This is a genomic window from Candidatus Zixiibacteriota bacterium (assembly GCA_040756055.1).
Classification (GTDB): Bacteria; Zixibacteria; MSB-5A5; order GN15; family FEB-12.
In genome coordinates, this window is the sequence record JBFLZR010000003.1 from 281,849 (window position 1) to 299,613 (window position 17,765).

Here is a 17,765-nt window from a genome sequence, read left to right on the forward strand (position 1 = left end):
TTAGATGGCCCGTGAACGAATAGTATCAGGCTCGCAGGTTACTCCCGAGGAAGACAGCCTGCAGTTATCCCTCAGGCCTAAACTATTGAGTGAGTATATAGGTCAAAATGTCTTACGGGAGAAGCTTAAAGTAACACTTGAGGCGGCTCGCGGACGCTCCGAGTGCATTGAGCATGTTTTGCTATATGGGCCTCCGGGGCTGGGAAAGACAACACTGGCGCACATAATCGCCAATGAGATGGGGACAAAGATTTACGCGACTGCGGGTCCGGCTCTTCAGCGGACCGGCGACCTGATGGGTATTCTGACCAACCTTAAGGAAGGCGATATACTTTTTATCGATGAGATTCATCGCCTTTCGCCTACTATCGAGGAGTTTATGTATCCCGCGATGGAGGATTTCAAGGTTGATTTCGTGGTCGATAAGGGAGCGTTTGCCAAAGTAATCAATGTCCCTCTCAAGCGGTTTACGCTGGTGGGAGCGACGACCCGGGCGGGGATGTTGTCGGCGCCACTGCGAGACCGTTTTGGGCTGTATTACCATTTGGATTTTTATCCGGTCGAAGAACTCAAGGAAATTGTTATTCGTTCCGCCGGTCTGTTGGAGACACAGATAGACCCGGACGCGGCTGCGGTTGTCGCGGGACGATCCCGGGGGACGCCGCGGATAGCCAACCGGCTTTTGAGACGGGTGAGGGATTATGCCGCTGTCAAGGGGGATGGTATCATCGACGCCGATATAGCCGGCAAGGCGCTGGATGCTGAAGGGATTGACAGTATCGGGCTGGATAATCTTGACCGCAAGCTATTGAAGGTCATAATAGAATACTATAAGGGCGGCCCGGTCGGTATTGAGGCTCTGGCCGCCACTCTCAGCGAGGAAGTCGATACGCTCGTCGATATGGTTGAGCCATATCTTCTTAAGATCGGCTTCGTTCAAAGAACCAAGCGAGGTCGGGTGGCCTCAAGTGAAGCGGCCAGGCACCTGGGAGTTGACATTCCAGGTGGCGGTCAGCAGAATCTTTTTTAATCGTAAAGTGTTATCTAAAGAGAACCGATAAAAGGTTCTTTAACGCCTATCTGGCTCCGGAGCGTTTTGCAGCAAGGAGGACGAAATGCCAGATGATGAATTTAGGCTTTTGATTAAATCACTTGGGGGGCAGATGTTTGAGGGAAGGCCGGACGCCAAGGGCGTCATGGCCAGCCTGATTAAAGACACTATTCAGTTTCGCGACAAGCTGAAAGAAGAAACCGGTCAGGTGCTGACGGTGGAAGACACCCGCAAGGCGCTTGATGCTCTGGAGACTCATCTGAGCGGCGATAAATTTCCCAAGAACCTGACGCCGGAGCAGAAGGCCCTGGCGCAGATATTCATCGATCGCGTAATTCTGTTCAAAGTACAGTAGTGGAGTGGCGATGTTGGATCAGGCTGGAAAGTTGCTTATTCTCTTCGGTGTTCTTTTCGTCGCCGCTGGACTCATCATGATATTTTTCGATAAAATTCCGTTTCTGGGCAAACTTCCCGGTGATGTCTCATTCCGCTACGGCAGCAGCCGGGTTTACATTCCTGTTGTTTCCTGTATAATCCTGTCAGTCATCATTACAATAGTAATCAACCTGATTGGCCGTTGGAAGTGACACTGGGACTTGACCCGTATGGTCTTATACCGCTTATTGTCCTGCGATGAATATAAGTCTCTTTGATTACCAGCTTCCGTCTGAGCTAATCGCCCAGCACCCGGCCCGCAACCGGGATGAATCGCGCCTGATGGTTCTCAATCGGGGGACTGGAAATACGGAAATCAAATCCTTTGCGGAATTCATCGATTATCCTCGCGCGGGAGACGCTCTCATTGTTAATAACACGAAAGTATTCAAGGCCCGACTGCTCGGCAATCGGACTACGGGAGCCGAGGTGGAGGTGTTTCTGATTCGCCAATTGGATGAGAATCCTCTACAGTGGCTGGCGATGGTGAGACCGTCAAGGCGAGTGAAAGAGGGAGAAACGATCCATTTTCAGAGGGCCTGTCAGACGGACAGACAGAGTTTGACGCTGGTGGAAAACCGAGGCAGCAAGTGGGTGGTTCGGTTTGACTCAATGCTATCGCAGGAGAGGATTATCGAGTGCTATGGGCACGTGCCTTTACCTCAGTATATCAAGAGGACTGATATCCCGGAAGATGTCAGCCGGTATCAGACAATCTTCGCCAGGGCTGACAGGGTTGGCGCTGTCGCCGCTCCCACCGCCGGTTTTCACTTTACTCCCGAAGTTCTTCGGAGACTAAAGGAGAAGGGCGTCCATGTGGCCGAGTTGACCTTGCACGTGGGGCCAGGCACGTTTAAACCGGTTCAGGTGGAGGAAATTGAGCGGCACACTGTAGATCCTGAATATGCCATTCTTTCTGAGGAGACGACGGCGACGATAAACGGCGTCCGCGAGTCGGGGGGAAGGATATTCGTGGTGGGGACGACTTCGGTTCGTACGCTCGAAGCTGCACCCGTCAAAGATGGAAGGATCGTGCCCTTTGAGGGGGAGGTGGATCTGTTTATCAAGCCGGGGCATCAGTTCAAGTTTGTGGACCATTTGCTAACGAATTTCCATCTGCCCAAATCCTCGCTGCTCATTCTTGTTTCAGCCTTCGCGGGTCGGGAGACAATACTCGAGGCCTACCACAGAGCGGTCGAAAATAGCTTTCGCTTTTACAGCTATGGCGACGCCATGTTAATTCTCTAATGGGTGGCGGCCGGCGGAAACCCGTCAAATTTGCTTCGTTGACTAAGTCTTTAAAGCTCACTTATATTGGCCTATCATGAAAACAGCAGCGCTTATAGTGGCCGGGGGGAAATCAGAGCGGTTTGGAGGGGAAGTTCCCAAACAGTTTAGGACACTGTGCGGACGGCCGATGCTCTCCTGGTGCGTGGACAGTTTTGAAAAAGCCGGTTCAATCGACAACATTATTGTCGTTGTAGCCGAAGAATACCTGTTGTATACGAGCGAGAAGATAATTGACCCGTATGGGTTTCACAAGGTGACCAAGATTGTGCCGGGAGGAGTGAGCAGGCGGGAATCAGTTTACAACGGATTGAAGGCATTGCCGCTTTCGACTGACTTTGTGGCGATTCACGATGGTGCCCGTCCGCTGGTTTTGGCGGAGGATATAAACCGGGTGGTCAAGGTGGCGGCGCAGGAGCGGGCCGCTATTCTGGCAACAAAGGCGGCGGATACAGTTAAGCGGGTCCGTGATTCCTACATAATCTCCACGCTTGAGCGGGACTCGCTTTTCATGGCGCAGACGCCGCAGGTCTTTCAATACGATTTAATAGTCCAGGCGCACCGGGAATGTCATGAAAAAGGCGGGGATGAGAGTATAACAGATGATGCTTCGCTGGTGGAGAAACGGGGATTCAAGGTGAAGGCCGTTGAACCATCGGCCCCCAACTTCAAAGTGACGACATCCGATGATTTGGTGTTGGCAGAGGCGGTTTTGAAAGGACGAGTCAATGACTGATATTCGCATCGGGCACGGTTTTGATGCCCATCGGTTGGTTGCCGGAAGAGCTCTTACGATTGGCGGTGTGAGGATTCCATACGAACGCGGGTTGGAGGGGCACAGCGATGCCGATGTCTTGCTGCACGCGATAATGGACGCCTTGCTGGGAGCCGCGGGTCTTCCCGATATCGGTCAGCACTTCCCACCATCCGATCCCAAATACAGAGGCGCTGACTCGGCTGTGCTTCTTGGCGAGGTATATCGTCTTATCAAGGATGCCGGAATAATCGGTATCATAAATATCGATACGGTTCTGTTTGCCGAGCAGCCGAAGCTCAATCCGCATGTTGAGTCGATGAAGTTGAGGATAGCCGCCATACTCGATATCGAACCGTCGCAAGTAAACATCAAAGCCACGACGACGGAGAAGATGGGGTTTATTGGTCGGGGGGAAGGCATTGGCGCGTCGGCTGTTTGTCTGGTCAGAAAGAATGGTTGAAGATCCCACCAGAATAAACCAGCTACTCGACTTCATATTCAGCTATGGGCCGTTTTGGGTGTACCTGGCTCTTTTTGTGGCCTGTTTTGCTGAAAATGTCTTCCCGCCCTTTCCGGGTGACAGTTTTATTGTCGCCGCGGGCGCTTTGGTGGCAGTAAATCGACTCGATCTTGAGATGGCCATAATCATCATTATGGCGGGGGGACTGGCTTCGGTGATGTTGATTTATCTCTTTGGTGTCCGTTATGGCCGGGATTTCTTCATGGAAAAGGACTACCGCTATTTCTCGGCGAAAGACATTGTTAATGTTGAGCGAAAGTTTGAAAAGTGGGGTCCACTGATTCTTGTTATATCCCGGTTTGTTGTGGGATTTCGTTCGGCGCTTGCCCTGGTAGCCGGTATCAGCCGTTATCAACCGTTCAAAATGCTCGTATATTCGGCTATTTCATATGCTTTGTTCACAGGGCTGCTAATGTACGCTGCGATGAAATTCGTGGAGCACCTGGAAGTGGTGAAAGAATATTTTAGAACATACAATTTGATTATCTGGCCTGTCTTGATTATCGTTGTGGCTTTTTATATAATTCGAAGGTTTAAAATGTCAAGAGAAGGAAAGCGATGAGAGTATTATTGCTTGCCGGAGGTGACTCAAGCGAACGCAGGGTTTCGCTGGATTCCGGAAAGGCCGTGTATGAGGCGCTGCGCCGCCTCGGGCACAAAGTTTATGCCATTGATCCTTCGACCGGAAGGTCTCTTTTGACCAGCGATGGTTCTTTTATCGAGCACAAATCCGATCCGGCGGCGAGGACACCGGTGCCGAAAAGTAAGACCTGGTCATTGGCCAATGCGCTCGGCTCACCGGGATTTACCGATATTGAGGTTGTTTTTATTACCTTGCATGGTGGATCGGGTGAAAACGGAAAGATTCAGTGCTTGCTGGATCTCGCCGGTAAGAAATACACCGGTTCCAATATGGCTGCTTCGGCAATCGCCATGGATAAGGCGGTCGCGAAAAAACTGAGTATCGCCGAAAATATCCAGACGCCGGAATTCGCTCTATATCGCACCAAGGGGAAGAAAATCGACGAGCGGCTTGGCCAGGAGATCTGCCAGCGCTTTAAGTTTCCGATCATAGTAAAACCGAACGATGGCGGCTCGACGATTGGATTGTCGAAAGTCGAATCTGCTGAGGCTCTTCCCGAGGCGCTGGAAAAGTGTAAGAAGGAGACTGACGATATTCTGGTCGAGAAATATATCAAGGGTCGCGAGATAACGGCGGCTGTGCTCGATGGCAAGGCTCTCCCGCTCGTGGAAATCAAGCCGAAGAAGGGGTTGTACGATTTCGAGGCCAAGTACACCAAGGGGATGTCCGATTACATCGTGCCCGCGGAGATAGACAAGGACGCGGCAGCCTCGATTCAGCAGGCCGCTCTCAGAATATACAACGTTATTGGGGCCACGGGACTGGTCAGAGTGGATTTTATTTTAGACGAAGACAACCAATACTTCTTTCTGGAGTTGAACACTCTGCCCGGCATGACGGAATTGTCGCTGGCGCCCATGGCAGCCAATGCGGTGGGAATCGGATTTGATGATCTGGTCAATAAGCTCATGAACTCGGCGATGCATCGATAGGATTTCTGCTGATGGATAGTAAATTTAAGCCGAGAGCTGTTATATTTGATTTGGGGTCAACCTTGATTGAATATGAGTCGGATTCATGGGAAACCCTGAGCATCCTGTGCGCTGCCAGCGTGAACAAGTTTCTGGTCAAGCGAGGATACGCTACTCCCGGTGATGAAGAGTTCTTTCAGTTGTTCGAGGAGGTCAAGAAAGACTTCCGCGAGTCCGCATCCAAAAGTCTGGTGGAGTGGACCATACCTCAGGCGGCGTCGAAGCTACTCGAGAAGCTGGAAATAGAGCCGGGTGACGGCTTCATAGAAGATCTTTTTGAGGCTTATTATAAGCCGGTTGCCGCCAGGATTTACGCATATGACGATGCTGTGCGAATTCTCGAGCGAATCAAGGCAAGAGTGGGGACTATCGGGTTGATATCCAATACCATTTTTCCCGAAGACACTCATCGGGGCGAACTCAAGAAATTCGGGCTGGCCCCGTTTTTGGATTTCACCATATTCAGTTCCAGTTTTGGCTTACGAAAACCACACCCTGACATATTCTACAAAGCAGCCAATCTGGCGGGCTGTGCGCCGGCGGAGTGCGTGTATATAGGGGACAGATATGTCGAGGATTACCGCGGTCCGACGGAGATGGGTATGAAGGCCATCTTGAAACTCTGGCCGCGCCGGGAGTATCCTGGGGACATGCCGGCCGATATTCCCACTATTACTTCGTTGACCGACCTGGGTAACTATCTTGATATTTGAGTGGACGTTAGCGTCGTTCTTTCATATATTACGCCCTAATTGAATCGAAAAATCAGATGTTGCTGTAAATTCAGTGATTGGGAGCCTTTATGGACAAAACCGAACTGCTTTTGAAAGAAATTACCGAAGCTAACGGAGTCTCCGGTTACGAGAGTGAAATTCGCAAATTAATGGTTCGCGAGCTCAAACAGCTGACAGACAAACTTGAATACGACAATCTTGGGTCAGTTTTGGGAGTTAAGAAAGGGACCAGTGACAGTCCGAGGGTTATGGTTATAGGCCATATGGATGAGATCGGGTTTATGGTGAAGGAAATCACCAAGGAGGGCTATATCAAATTCCTTCCGCTCGGCGGTTGGTGGCCTCATGTGACGCTTGGACAGAGGATGCGAGTAATCAGTTCCAAGGGAGTGTTTATAGGCGTGGTTGGTTCTAAGCCGCCGCATATTCTCCCTGAAGAGGATCGCAAGAAGGTTCTTGATATAAAAGATATGTTTATCGATGTCGGTGTTCAGGAGAAATTCGATATCAAGAAGAAGCTGGGTATCCAGCCCGGTGACCCGATTGTACCTGACAGCAATTTTACGATTATGGGCAACGACAAGATGTATCTTTCAAAGGCGTTTGACAACAGGGTTGCTTGCGCAATCGTTCTGGATCTACTGAGAAAGTTTCAGAAGGTGAAGCATCCGAACACTCTTCTGGCCGGTGGTACGGTTCAGGAAGAGGTCGGTTTGAGGGGCGCGCAGACTATAGCCCACGTGGCTGATCCCGATGTCTGCATTACCGTAGATGTCGGCGTGGCCCAGGACGTGCCGCCGGAAGGCTTCTCGCGGCCCGAGAAACTCGGCAGCGGCGCCACCGTATTGATCTATGATGGCGGTATGATTCCGAACCTCAAGCTTCGTGACCTTGTCATAAAGACGGCGGAAGAAAAGAAGATTCCGTATCATTTATCGTATATGGAAAGAGGTTCCGGTGACAGCGCCCGCGTGCACTTGAGTCGTCGGGGAGTACCGTCGATTTACATCGGGCCGCCCGTGCGCTATATCCACAGCCACAACGGCATCCTCAATCGCAGCGACTACGACAACACGGTGAGGTTGTTCTTTGAGGTCATAAAGAAGCTGGATAAGAAGACAGTAAAATCGTTCACGGAGGGATAAGTCGAAAATGGCTCTGGTATTCAGAAATACCCTGACGCGTCAAAAGGAGGAATTCAAGCCCATCGAGCCCGGCAAGGTGCGCATGTACACGTGCGGACCCACCGTATACAAGTTCGCTCATATCGGCAATTTCCGTGCTTATATGTTCGAGGACCTGTTGCGTCGTTACCTGAAGTATAAGGGCTACGACGTCTACCAGGTCATGAACATAACCGACATTGACGACAAGACAATTCGCGACTCTAAGGCACAGGGGATCACGTTGAAGGATTTCACAGCCCCGAATATTAAGTCGTTTTTCGAGGACCTTGATTCGCTTGGAATCGAGCGGGCGGAGAAATATCCGGCTGCTACCGAGCATATTCCTGAAATGGTGGAGTTGGTCAAGAAACTGATCGAGAAAGGTCATGCTTATGAAGTTGACGGCAACTACTATTTCAAGATATCGTCGTTTCGGGATTACGGTAAGCTCGCCAATCTTGATATGGCCGGTCTGAAGGCAGGCGCGAGAATTGCGGCCGATGAGTATGCGAAGGACTCGGTATCGGATTTTGCCCTTTGGAAAGCCTGGGATGAGTCGGACGGCGATGTTTACTGGGAGACGGAAATAGGCAAGGGTCGTCCCGGATGGCATATTGAGTGTTCGGCGATGTCGATGAAGTATCTCGGCAAGCATTTTGATATTCACACCGGTGGCGTCGACAATATGTTCCCACACCACGAGAACGAGATAGCGCAGTCCGAAGCGGCCACTGATGAGAAATTCGTCAACTACTGGTTGCACTGCGGTTACCTGATTGTCGATGGTCGTAAAATGTCAAAGTCGCTGGGGAATTTCTTTACTCTCAGAGACATTCTGGCCAAGGGCTATTCAGGGGTGGTGGTGCGGTATCTGCTGATCGCCAGTCACTATCGTCAGCAGCTCGATTTTACCTTCTCCGGTCTCGATTCGGCGCGCGGCGCTTTGGAGAGATACAATGACTTTATCGCCAACCTGTCCGAGTACACGGGTGGAGAGTCAAGCGGCGCGGCCGATAGTATTATCGAAAAAGCCCTGGCGGGTTTCGAGAAGTCGCTCGATGACGATTTGAATATTTCGGGCGCTCTTGGCGCTGTCTTTGATTTTATCCGCGACATAAATCGTCTCAGGGCGGAAAACGCGCTTTCGGTCAAGGAGCGGGACAGAGCCTTGGAAACAATAAAGGGATTCGACTCGGTGCTCAATTTCACCTATGAATCAAGCGGTGATCTGGACAGGGAGATAGAGTCGCTTATAGCTCAGCGCACCCAGGCGAAAAAGAACAAGGATTATGCTCTGGCCGATAAAATTCGCAATGACCTTCTGGCCAGAGGAATTATCCTTGAGGATACGCCGCAGGGTGTGCGGTGGAAAAAGAAAGTTTGACGGGAAAGTCGAACCGAGGCTCCCTTAGAAAATATATTGACTTGATTGCCAAAATTGTTTGATTAGTACCGCTTCAACGCCGGCGTAACTCAGTTGGTAGAGTAGCTGATTTGTAATCAGCCAGTCAGCGGTTCGAGTCCGCTCGCCGGCTTTTCTTATTGCACGACATCAACCTATCTTACCGCGTCACCGGGAATTAATTTCTTTTAATGGGACGTTGTTTGGAGCCACTCAACTTTTGTGACGGTCAATATCAGATTTTTCCCGTGGGCTCCGGGTTACAGCGACTCTCCGGAAGCCCGCCAGATTCGAGTGAGGGTCTGTTTCCGCGTTACAACAAGGGATGGGTTGGCATACGGAATCTTTTGTGGGGAAGCAGGCTCAGACTCTTCTTATTCAGCTAAACTTTTCAATTTTTTGCGCGTAAAGCCGATAAAATACATGAGCGGTGGGAATTTCAAGCTTGCGCTTCCCGAACCATAGTAGTACCTAAAGGGCAGAGATTGACCGCAGAATAGCTTTATGAACATAGTCGTCACGGAAGACCTGACAAAGATTTACCGCACCGGCATGAAAAAGGGCGGAATTACCGCTCTTGACGGTGTCTCCCTTACAATCGAGCAACCGGAGATATTTGGCTTGCTTGGTCCCAACGGAGCGGGCAAGACAACCCTTCTTAAAACTTTACTGGGAATTACCACCATCACGGCCGGAAGCGCCACCATAGCGGGACTTCCTCCCGATAACCCGGCATCCCGAAGAAAAGTGGGATACCTTCCGGAAAATCACCGTTTCCCGAGTCATCTCACCGGGCTGGGGCTACTGGAGTTCACCGGACGTCTTTTCGGCATGAGTCGCGGCGACATTAACTCACGCGCCGGAATACTTCTCAAGCTGGTCGATATGGACCGGTGGGGTAATGTCAAGATCACGAAATACTCCAAAGGTATGCAGCAGAGGATAGGGTTGGCTCAGGCGATGATGTCCGATCCGGAGATACTGTTTTTGGACGAGCCCACCGATGGTGTTGATCCGGTAGGGAAGACGGAAATAAGGAAGGTACTTCAGAAGATCCGCGATGAGGGCAAGTCGATAATTCTGAATTCGCATCTGTTGTCCGAGGTCGAATCGGTCGCTGACAGAGTGGCGATACTCTCCCGGGGCCGGGTCATAAAGATGGGAACAGTGGATGAGTTGACCAGCCGGGAGAGTCAATACGAAATCGAAGCTGAGTTTGGCAACAAGTTGTTTGAGATTCCGGAGGCGATTGGCAAGCGTGTTTCGTTGTCGATGAACCGTCTGGTGGTCCAGCTTGTCGATGATAAGAAGATAAACTGGGTGATTGATGAGATACGACTGAAGAAGATTGATATCAAATCGGTAAAGCCGATCAAGGTATCGCTGGAACAATCCTTCATTGAGACCATCAGCGGAAGCGGCAAGGTGGAGACGTCATGAGGGGTCTGACTCGAAGTTGCATATCCGAGATGGTCGACCGGAAAATCTTCTGGGTCTTTATCGTGGTGACAATGATTGCTATAGCGGTCATACTTGTAAGTGGTCAGGCGCAGTTTGGTGGTGGTCGCGGGGATTCTATGGAGATGAATCTCGGGGAGGTTAATGAGGCTCTGGGCAATCCAGTGACCCGCGGATTTGCCATTTTCATCGATATTCTCGTAGTGCTGGCGGTCCTGGCTACGGCCGGATTGATACCGAGTATGCTCATCAGGGGGCGGGCGGATTTCTACCTGTCGAAACCGATCTCCCGAACGTCTCTTTTGGTCAACAAGTTCTTTGGTATTCTTGTGGCTTATTCCGTAGTGGTTGTTGTGTGCGGACTTGCCGGAAATCTTGTCATGTATCTGGTCCACGGCATATATAGCGACAATATCATCTACGTGTATCTTTTGAACCTTGTCAGTCTATTTATCTGGCTTTCGATTACCACCTTTGCCGGGATTCTGTTTGGGTCAGGTTCCATGGCAGTGATGACTGCCGTGCTGGTGTGGTTTCTGCAGTATCTGCTGCAGTATCGTGATTTCGTAAATCAGTTCGTAGAGTCGCGGTTCGTAATCAGGCTGATGGATATTTTCTATTATATACTTCCGAAGACCAGTGAGTTGTCCGATCTGACGATTGATGTTGCGGTTGGCTCCAGAGTAGCCAGCTGGCTGCCGCTGTATACGTCGCTGGCTTTCGGCGCGGCGGCTTTGATCGCGGCAATTTTCGTTTTTAACAGAAGAGACTATTAGGGGAGGCGTGGGGCGACTTCATCACGGCACGCAAGCAAGATGGTAAGTGATTCCGAAATAACAAAGTTGCTTGAACCGTTTCAGATCGCGTTGAAGCTTGAGAAGGAAGGTCGAGAACTTTTTCTCTATGCGGCTCGCACGACCAAGAGCAAGCTGGCAAGACAGACTTTCGAGTATCTTGCCCGTGAAGAAGACAAGCATATCGAGAAAATAGAGAAGTTTTACAGCGCTCTGGAGTTGTCCAGAGGCAGTGAGATACCGGAAATAGAAGACTCTCAGGCCGAAGAGAAGCTCGAATCCTTTAATCAGAGACTCGAGAGTATCAAAGATGAGTATCAGGTGACGACATCGGATGTCGAAGCTTATGAGATGGCACTGCAGTTTGAGAGTGGAACAGAGGAGTTCTACGAAGAGAAGTTGCGTGAGGCGGAGAATCCGAAGATTCGGCGATTTTACCAGTGGCTGATGGACGAGGAGCAGATGCACACGAGGCTATTGAAGTCGTGTTTGAGATTTGTGGAGAATCCAGCGGAGTGGTTCGCCAAGAGGAAGAGGATTTGATTGGTAAGTGTAATGCCCTGTGAAAGAAGGCGTTAAGGGGTAAAACAATTCGTAACGGTGATATTAAAAGCTTTACTGTATTAGTGAACATACATATATTGATTTAACATTTTTTGGCGACGAAAACATGGAGACAACTAGATGACGCCATCTGAATACCTCAAGAAGACCGAAAAGAAGAGATTCGACGATCTGTTCAAGCTTCTGCGATTCCCGTCTGTGTCGGCAAAATCAGAACATAAAAAGGATATGAAAATCTGCTCGGACTGGCTAAGAAAGCATTTGAGCGATATAGGCTTTAAGGCAAAGGTTCTTCCGACCGGCGGGCATCCGGTTGTGTATGCGGAATATCTGGTTGGCAAGGATGTGCCGACAGTTCTGTATTATGGTCACTACGATGTTCAACCTCCGGAACCTCTTGATTTGTGGAAGACTGGACCTTTCCAGCCGCAAATTCGTAGCGGTTACATTTATTCCCGGGGTGTTGCGGACGACAAAGGGCAGACGTTTTGTCACATCAAAGGTCTTGAGGCGGTTATCAAGACCACCGGTACTCTTCCGATAAATGTGAAGTTCATTATCGAGGGTGAGGAAGAGGTATCATCGGAACACCTTCCCGCGTTCATAAAGAAAAACAAGAGGATGCTCAGGTCCGATATCGCCGTTGTGTCCGACACGGCGCAGTTTGCCAAGGAAGTGCCGGCGGTTACTTTCGGTTTGCGCGGTCTGGCCTCGGTAGAGGTTTTTGTATATGGCCCGACTCGAGATCTCCATTCCGGGACTTTCGGCGGGGCTGTTGCCAATCCGGTCAATGTTCTGGCGTGGTTAATCGGTCAGTTGCATGATAAGAATGGAAAAGTGGCGGTTCCGGGCTTTTATGAGGATGTTAGACCTGTCAGTGCCTGGGAGCGCGAGCAATTCAAAAAACTCCCGTTCAACGAGTCTGCCTACAGGAAGTCGCTGGGTGTTCCCGCGCTTAACGGAGAGAAGAACTATACGACTTTTGAGCGGACATGGTCCAGGCCGACTCTTGATGTTAACGGTATAGCGGGTGGCTATCAGGGCGAGGGCGGCAAGACCATTATTCCGTCGAAAGCCTCAGCCAAGATCACGATGAGGCTGGTTCCCAATCAGGATCCGTGGGATATTTGTAACAAGGCGGAAAAATATCTACTCAAGATAGCCCCGAAGACTGTCAAGGTGAAGGTCGATAAGCATGGAGGGGCGACCGCGGTGGAGGTTCCTATCGAGGGCCCCTGGCTTGATGCCGCGGCGCTCGCGATCAAGAAGGGCTTTGGGACATCGCCGGTGTTCATGAAGGAGGGTGGTTCAATTCCGATAGTGGGCGATTTCAAGCGCATACTCGGTATTAACACTATACTAATTGGATTCGGACAGAGTGATGATAATGTTCATTCTCCGAATGAGCGACTCCGTGTAAAAGATTTTGAACGTGGTTGCAGGACAGCAGCGGCCCTTCCGGCTGAATTGGCGCAGGTAAAGGTGTAATGGAACTCGGCCTCAAGGGCAAGAAAGCATTAGTTACTGGCGCCTCCGCAGGACTGGGGGCAGCAGCCGCTATGGCGCTGGCTATGGAGGGTGTTCAGCTTTATATCAACTCCCGTGATATAAATAAACTCCAGAAGGCAGCTGACAGAATAACCGAGAGGACGGGCATCACGCCCGTCATGTGCGTGGGGGATGTCTCCAGAGCGGCCGATATAGAGAAGCTCGAGAGCCGGATTGGTCATGTCGATATCCTCGTTTCCAACGCCGGGGGGCCTCCACCGGGGCAATTTACCGACCTTCCTGCGGAAAGCTGGCAGGAGGGGCTCGATCTGGTGCTGTTTTCCGCCATTAATTTGACCAGGATGGTAATCGACGGTATGATAAAGCAGAAATGGGGAAGACTGATTTATCTTACTTCGGTTGGGGTGCTGCAGCCGATTGATGATCTGATTCTATCCAATACTTATCGGGCAGGTGTGACCGGTTTTTGCAAGACGATTTCCAACAATTATGCCAAATACGGTATTACCGCCAATTGCGTCTGTCCCGGATACACCGCTACGGAGAGGCTGGCCAATCTGGCCGCGAAGAAATCCGAAGAGACGGGTAAACCGGTTGAGGAAATCGTGAAAGGCTTTGCCGCTAACATACCGGCCGGGCGTATAGGTAAGCCGGAAGAACTGGCTGCTCTTATCACATTCCTTGCGTCCGATAAAGCGGCGTTTATCACCGGAACATCGATACCGGTTGATGGCGGTATGTTCAAGAGCCTGATTTAGCCATTAGTCCGCTGTGGATTCCTGCCGTGGCAATACCATCACAAGAAACTGAACGTCGGCCGGGCCAAATTCGGTTGGCGTCGCTATTGCCGGCTATCATACTTCTTCAGATTCTTGATGCTCTCTGTTTTCCGATTACAAGGTATGGAACATTAATCATCGAGCCGTTCACGTTTGCGTTTTTTCGTTTTGTAATTTCTTCCGCTGTGCTTCTGACAGTCGTCCGATTTTTCAGGCGAACACCGCCGGTGGAGCGCAGGGATTGGCCGAAGATTGTTCTTCTGGCGGTACTGATAATCCCCGGCAATCAAATGTTGTATATGTTCGGGCAGTCGATGACAGCGGCCGGGCATGGAGCCTTTCTGTTCGCAACGTCGCCGGTCTGGATATTTTTGCTCGCCATAATACATCTTAAAGAGTCTGTCACGGCAAAGAAAGTGTCCGGCATAGTCCTTTCGTTTGGCGGGGTTCTGGTGATAATGTTCGGGGGAGAGGCGCATTTCGGTTTCGAGTACCTCCTTGGGGATCTAATAATCCTCATCGCCGTGATGGCCTGGTGCTATTATACCATTATCGGGAAACCGCTCGTTGAGAAGTATGGCGCTTTTCGTGTGACTGCTTATGCGCTGTCCATTGGCTCCGTTTTGTATTTTCCTTTTGGGCTTTATCGCGCGGTGACGTTTGACTATGCCGGGGTGACGTTGGCCGCATGGGGTGCGGTGGCTTTTATGGCGCTGGGCATGTCTGTCGGTTTATACGTCTTATGGTACTGGGTTTTGAAACATATGGACGCTTCCCGCGTAGCAGTATGGCATAACCTGTTTCCGGTGATTTCGGCGGTAGTGGCTTATTTTATGCTCGGGGAACCACTGACGACAACTTTTGTTCTGGGGGGAGCAGTCGTTCTGGCAGGAGTAACCGTAGCGGAGGTTTGAGATTATTTTAGACCAGCAACTGACACATTCGGTAACGCCCTCAGTAGCGGTCGAGAGGACATATGGCGCCGGCTTTATCATCGGGGTGCTGGTTTTTCAGCAGACCCTGGGGGCCTTGACATTCCCGGTGGCAAAATATGGTTTGGCGTTTATTGAGCCATTTGCTTTCGCGTTCTACCGTTTCGCTCTGTCTTCGGTGATCCTGTTGTCCATCGTGAGGTTCATGAATCACGCTGTTGCTATCGATAGGGCGGATTACTGGAAAATCATAGGACTGGGATTTCTGATTATCCCGTTCAATCAAACCACATACCTTGTCGGGCAGTCACTGACGGGTGCGGGACACGGGGCGCTGCTTTTCGCGACGGTACCGATTTGGATTTTTATCGGCGCCATGCTGCACCTTCGCGAGAGACCTTCCGTTCGCCGTACCCTGGGCGTCGTAGTCGCTCTCAGTGGCGTCATAATCGTCATGACCACGGGTGCTGTTCAAATCAGCTCAGACTATCTCTGGGGCGATCTTCTTATTTTGATAGCGGTCTTTGCCTGGGCCTATTATGCTGTTCTCGGCAAGAAACTGGTTCGCAAGTATGGCGCCCTGCGCGTCACTGCTTACGCGCTTGCTTCGGGTTCGCTTCTTTATTTTCCTTTTGGGCTGTATTTCGCCACGAAAGTCGATTACGCCGCCGTGCCGGTGTCGGCGTGGGGTTCGGTGGCTTATGTGGCCATTGGCGTATCTGTTGTTGCCTATGTTTTGTGGTACTGGGTGTTGAAATACTTCGAGGCATCACGGGTAGCGGTGTTTCACAATATCCAGCCCCTGATTGCCTCCGGAGTAGCCTATGTATGGCTCAACGAACCGCTTGGCCTGACTTTCGTCGTGGGAGGCTCGGTTGCGCTGCTTGGTGTGGTTATCGCCGAGACCCGCTGAAGTCCCGGCTTCGTAACTGCCTGCCTCAGTGTCCTTCGAGACTTTTGAAATTCTTGAACTTCGCAGTATCCGAAAAAGTGTCCGGGAACTTCATATAAGTCAGGACGCTGTCAATCATATAAATGTGGTTGCGCTCCTCGTTGGCTATCAGATTGAGAAGGTTCTTTCGGGCCGGGTCGGGCTCTTCCTCGGCTTTTTCGCGATAGAACTTCTCGGACTTTTCCTCCAGTTTCAGCGCTTCAAGCCAGATCGACTTCTCGTTGTCGGTGAACGAGGGGTGCTTGGTGTTGTTGGATAGCTCGACAAAGATGTTTTTGGCTTTGGTGAGCGTGGCGGAATGACTCTGGCCGGTCGTTAGCGCCGACGGACCGGCTCCTTCGTTGAGCTTTTTAAAGATGTTGTAATGCTTCTGCTCTTCTTCGGCAAGCATTGTCAGCACCTGCCTGAGATCCGCATTTTTCTGCTCGCCGGCATGTTTCAAATAGAAAGCTTTGCCATCGAGCTCCATCTGCATGGCAAATTCAAACATATTCATTTTGGTAGTAACCCTCCTTTGCTAATATATTTTCGAGTACGGAACGCTCTGACGGTTTCAATCCAGACCTTCCGCTTTCAGATTCTCCTTGGAAAAGTCTTTTTCAAGCTGCGGGTCAGTGAACACACCATCCTTACGGATCAATTTCCCGTCGAACCATATCTCGCCGCCGCCGTAGTCCTTTCGCTGGATCAAGACCAAATCCCAGTGAATTGCGGAGTCATTGCCGTTGGGGGCTTCGTCATAGCACTGGCCGGGGGTGAAGTGAATCGAGCCCGCGATCTTCTCGTCAAACAGCGTGTCTTTCATGGGCTTCAGGATGAACGGGTTTACGCCTATGGCGAATTCTCCAACATAACGGGCGCCGTCGTCGGTGTTGAAGATTTTGTTCAGTTTGTCGTTGTCACCGTCGCAGGTAGCTTTGACGATCTTGCCCTTTTCGAAGGTGAGGGAGATGTTCGTGAACACGGTTCCCTGATGCAAACTGGGGGTGTTGTAGGTAATGGTCCCGTTGACCGAGTTCCGCACCGGCGCCGTGTAAACCTCGCCGTCGGGGATGTTACGGAGGCCGTCGCACTTGATAACGCCGATGTCTTTTATCGAGAACGTGAGGTCGGTTCCGGGCGATACTATCCGTACCTTGTCAGTGGTCTGCATCAACGCGAAGAGTTTATCCATAGCTTTGGACATTTTGGCATAGTCGGCGCAGCATACATCATAGTAGAAATCCTCAAACGTCTCCTGCGATGTTTCCGCCAGCTGAGCCATGGCGTTGTTGGGATAGCGAAGAACGACCCAGCGGGTCCGCTTGACACGCTCTTCCAGATGAACCGGTTTGTAGAAGAGGGTGTTAAACTTGTCCATCTTCTCTGTAGGTATGTCGGCCATGTCGAAAGGATTATCAGAGCCACGAAGGGAGATATAAGTATCGGCTTTCTTCATGAGTTCCAGATGAAGTTCGGCGAGCTTTTTGAACTGGTCATCGCCGGCGCCTTTGACATACTGCCTGAGAAGAGATTCATCGCTATAATACCAGAAGGGGGTGGCTCCAAGTTCGGTGGCGCGGCGGATAACGTGTTTGGCCAGGTCCAGAGTATCTTTGCCTTTAATCTCAAGATAGAGAATTTCTCCCGGTTTGATTTTAACCGAGTATTCCAGTAACTGGCGGGCGAGTATTTCGTTACGTTTGTCTTTCATGGCCTATCCTTTCTTTGTATTTACGACCTCTGATGATAGGCAATTTAGGGCGCCAAATCAACAAAATCGGCGATTTTGTTGGAATTCGGACCGAGCCATCCCAGCTCCATCCCGAAAC

20 protein-coding genes and 1 tRNA gene are annotated in these 17,765 nt (G+C 50.7%); 19 read left to right on the plus strand and 2 right to left on the minus strand.

Features of this window, described 5'->3' with window-relative positions; genetic code table 11:
- Positions 1-4 precede the first annotated feature (4 nt).
- From ruvB to AB1483_07810, 19 genes are all read left to right on the plus strand, one after another.
- Positions 5-1,030 (plus strand): Holliday junction branch migration DNA helicase RuvB, encoded by a 1,026-nt coding sequence (ruvB, locus tag AB1483_07720; protein MEW6412347.1) that lies wholly within the window; start codon positions 5-7, stop codon positions 1,028-1,030.
- 85 nt (positions 1,031-1,115) lie between these two features.
- Positions 1,116-1,406, plus strand: a complete 291-nt coding sequence (locus AB1483_07725; GenBank protein ID MEW6412348.1) for a hypothetical protein — start codon at positions 1,116-1,118, stop codon at positions 1,404-1,406.
- A 10-nt stretch (positions 1,407-1,416) separates the two neighbouring features.
- Positions 1,417-1,638 carry a DUF2905 domain-containing protein gene (locus AB1483_07730; GenBank protein MEW6412349.1) on the plus strand — a complete coding sequence of 74 codons (222 nt, stop codon included), beginning with the start codon at positions 1,417-1,419 and terminating at the stop codon, positions 1,636-1,638.
- Between the two features lie 46 nt (positions 1,639-1,684).
- Positions 1,685-2,734, plus strand: a complete 1,050-nt coding sequence (gene queA, locus AB1483_07735) for a tRNA preQ1(34) S-adenosylmethionine ribosyltransferase-isomerase QueA (protein ID MEW6412350.1) — start codon at positions 1,685-1,687, stop codon at positions 2,732-2,734.
- 76 nt (positions 2,735-2,810) lie between these two features.
- Entirely contained in the window at positions 2,811-3,509 is a 699-nt protein-coding gene (gene ispD, locus AB1483_07740; protein ID MEW6412351.1) for a 2-C-methyl-D-erythritol 4-phosphate cytidylyltransferase, read from the plus strand.
- On the plus strand, positions 3,502-3,990 hold the full coding sequence (gene ispF / locus AB1483_07745; protein MEW6412352.1) for a 2-C-methyl-D-erythritol 2,4-cyclodiphosphate synthase: 489 nt from the start codon (positions 3,502-3,504) through the stop codon (positions 3,988-3,990). Before ispD ends, ispF begins: the two co-directional genes overlap by 8 nt.
- The gene (locus AB1483_07750) at positions 3,983-4,612 is read left to right on the plus strand and encodes a DedA family protein (GenBank protein MEW6412353.1); all 630 of its coding nucleotides are present in this window, start codon (positions 3,983-3,985) and stop codon (positions 4,610-4,612) included. The genes ispF and AB1483_07750 overlap by 8 nt, the downstream gene beginning before the upstream one ends.
- Positions 4,609-5,625 (plus strand): D-alanine--D-alanine ligase, encoded by a 1,017-nt coding sequence (locus AB1483_07755; GenBank protein ID MEW6412354.1) that lies wholly within the window; start codon positions 4,609-4,611, stop codon positions 5,623-5,625. The genes AB1483_07750 and AB1483_07755 overlap by 4 nt, the downstream gene beginning before the upstream one ends.
- An 11-nt stretch (positions 5,626-5,636) precedes the next feature.
- A complete protein-coding gene (locus tag AB1483_07760; protein MEW6412355.1) occupies positions 5,637-6,377 on the plus strand; it encodes an HAD family hydrolase in 741 nt (246 codons plus the stop codon).
- Positions 6,378-6,466: 89 nt separating this feature from the next.
- Positions 6,467-7,543 (plus strand): M42 family metallopeptidase, encoded by a 1,077-nt coding sequence (locus AB1483_07765; GenBank protein ID MEW6412356.1) that lies wholly within the window; start codon positions 6,467-6,469, stop codon positions 7,541-7,543.
- Between the two features lie 7 nt (positions 7,544-7,550).
- The gene (cysS, locus tag AB1483_07770) at positions 7,551-8,948 is read left to right on the plus strand and encodes a cysteine--tRNA ligase (protein ID MEW6412357.1); all 1,398 of its coding nucleotides are present in this window, start codon (positions 7,551-7,553) and stop codon (positions 8,946-8,948) included.
- Between the two features lie 78 nt (positions 8,949-9,026).
- Positions 9,027-9,099: transfer RNA gene (locus AB1483_07775), tRNA-Thr, on the plus strand.
- 371 nt (positions 9,100-9,470) lie between these two features.
- Positions 9,471-10,406: an ABC transporter ATP-binding protein gene (locus AB1483_07780; protein ID MEW6412358.1), complete on the plus strand. Its 936-nt coding sequence runs from the start codon at positions 9,471-9,473 to the stop codon at positions 10,404-10,406.
- Positions 10,403-11,200 carry a hypothetical protein gene (locus AB1483_07785; protein ID MEW6412359.1) on the plus strand — a complete coding sequence of 266 codons (798 nt, stop codon included), beginning with the start codon at positions 10,403-10,405 and terminating at the stop codon, positions 11,198-11,200. The genes AB1483_07780 and AB1483_07785 overlap by 4 nt, the downstream gene beginning before the upstream one ends.
- 39 nt (positions 11,201-11,239) lie before the next feature.
- On the plus strand, positions 11,240-11,761 hold the full coding sequence (locus AB1483_07790; GenBank protein ID MEW6412360.1) for a ferritin family protein: 522 nt from the start codon (positions 11,240-11,242) through the stop codon (positions 11,759-11,761).
- A 141-nt stretch (positions 11,762-11,902) separates the two neighbouring features.
- Complete coding sequence (locus AB1483_07795) at positions 11,903-13,270, plus strand: dipeptidase (protein ID MEW6412361.1); 1,368 nt, start codon at positions 11,903-11,905, stop codon at positions 13,268-13,270.
- The gene (locus AB1483_07800; GenBank protein ID MEW6412362.1) at positions 13,270-14,049 is read left to right on the plus strand and encodes an SDR family oxidoreductase; all 780 of its coding nucleotides are present in this window, start codon (positions 13,270-13,272) and stop codon (positions 14,047-14,049) included. Before AB1483_07795 ends, AB1483_07800 begins: the two co-directional genes overlap by 1 nt.
- 86 nt (positions 14,050-14,135) lie before the next feature.
- Entirely contained in the window at positions 14,136-14,984 is an 849-nt protein-coding gene (locus AB1483_07805) for a DMT family transporter (protein ID MEW6412363.1), read from the plus strand.
- Positions 14,985-15,069: 85 nt separating this feature from the next.
- Positions 15,070-15,915: a DMT family transporter gene (locus AB1483_07810; GenBank protein MEW6412364.1), complete on the plus strand. Its 846-nt coding sequence runs from the start codon at positions 15,070-15,072 to the stop codon at positions 15,913-15,915.
- Between the two features lie 25 nt (positions 15,916-15,940).
- Here the strand turns inward: AB1483_07810 and AB1483_07815 are convergent, their stop codons facing one another.
- Positions 15,941-16,450 carry a ferritin family protein gene (locus AB1483_07815; protein ID MEW6412365.1) on the minus strand — a complete coding sequence of 170 codons (510 nt, stop codon included), beginning with the start codon at positions 16,448-16,450 and terminating at the stop codon, positions 15,941-15,943.
- 57 nt (positions 16,451-16,507) lie between these two features.
- Positions 16,508-17,647, minus strand: coding sequence for an aminopeptidase (locus AB1483_07820; protein ID MEW6412366.1), 1,140 nt, complete (start codon positions 17,645-17,647; stop codon positions 16,508-16,510).
- Between the last annotated feature and the right edge of the window lie 118 nt (positions 17,648-17,765).

Excerpts from the sequence above, each read along its gene's own strand:
- ruvB (MEW6412347.1), top strand. The coding sequence starts at position 5 with ATGGCCCGTGAACGAATAGTATCAGGCTCGCAGGTTACTCCCGAGGAA.
- AB1483_07725 (MEW6412348.1), top strand. The coding sequence starts at position 1,116 with ATGCCAGATGATGAATTTAGGCTTTTGATTAAATCACTTGGGGGGCAG.
- AB1483_07730 (MEW6412349.1), top strand. The coding sequence starts at position 1,417 with ATGTTGGATCAGGCTGGAAAGTTGCTTATTCTCTTCGGTGTTCTTTTC.
- queA (MEW6412350.1), top strand. The coding sequence starts at position 1,685 with ATGAATATAAGTCTCTTTGATTACCAGCTTCCGTCTGAGCTAATCGCC.
- ispD (MEW6412351.1), top strand. The coding sequence starts at position 2,811 with ATGAAAACAGCAGCGCTTATAGTGGCCGGGGGGAAATCAGAGCGGTTT.
- ispF (MEW6412352.1), top strand. The coding sequence starts at position 3,502 with ATGACTGATATTCGCATCGGGCACGGTTTTGATGCCCATCGGTTGGTT.
- AB1483_07750 (MEW6412353.1), top strand. The coding sequence starts at position 3,983 with ATGGTTGAAGATCCCACCAGAATAAACCAGCTACTCGACTTCATATTC.
- AB1483_07755 (MEW6412354.1), top strand. The coding sequence starts at position 4,609 with ATGAGAGTATTATTGCTTGCCGGAGGTGACTCAAGCGAACGCAGGGTT.
- AB1483_07760 (MEW6412355.1), top strand. The coding sequence starts at position 5,637 with ATGGATAGTAAATTTAAGCCGAGAGCTGTTATATTTGATTTGGGGTCA.
- AB1483_07765 (MEW6412356.1), top strand. The coding sequence starts at position 6,467 with ATGGACAAAACCGAACTGCTTTTGAAAGAAATTACCGAAGCTAACGGA.
- cysS (MEW6412357.1), top strand. The coding sequence starts at position 7,551 with ATGGCTCTGGTATTCAGAAATACCCTGACGCGTCAAAAGGAGGAATTC.
- AB1483_07780 (MEW6412358.1), top strand. The coding sequence starts at position 9,471 with ATGAACATAGTCGTCACGGAAGACCTGACAAAGATTTACCGCACCGGC.
- AB1483_07785 (MEW6412359.1), top strand. The coding sequence starts at position 10,403 with ATGAGGGGTCTGACTCGAAGTTGCATATCCGAGATGGTCGACCGGAAA.
- AB1483_07790 (MEW6412360.1), top strand. The coding sequence starts at position 11,240 with ATGGTAAGTGATTCCGAAATAACAAAGTTGCTTGAACCGTTTCAGATC.
- AB1483_07795 (MEW6412361.1), top strand. The coding sequence starts at position 11,903 with ATGACGCCATCTGAATACCTCAAGAAGACCGAAAAGAAGAGATTCGAC.
- AB1483_07800 (MEW6412362.1), top strand. The coding sequence starts at position 13,270 with ATGGAACTCGGCCTCAAGGGCAAGAAAGCATTAGTTACTGGCGCCTCC.
- AB1483_07815 (MEW6412365.1), bottom strand. The coding sequence starts at position 16,450 with ATGAATATGTTTGAATTTGCCATGCAGATGGAGCTCGATGGCAAAGCT.
- AB1483_07820 (MEW6412366.1), bottom strand. The coding sequence starts at position 17,647 with ATGAAAGACAAACGTAACGAAATACTCGCCCGCCAGTTACTGGAATAC.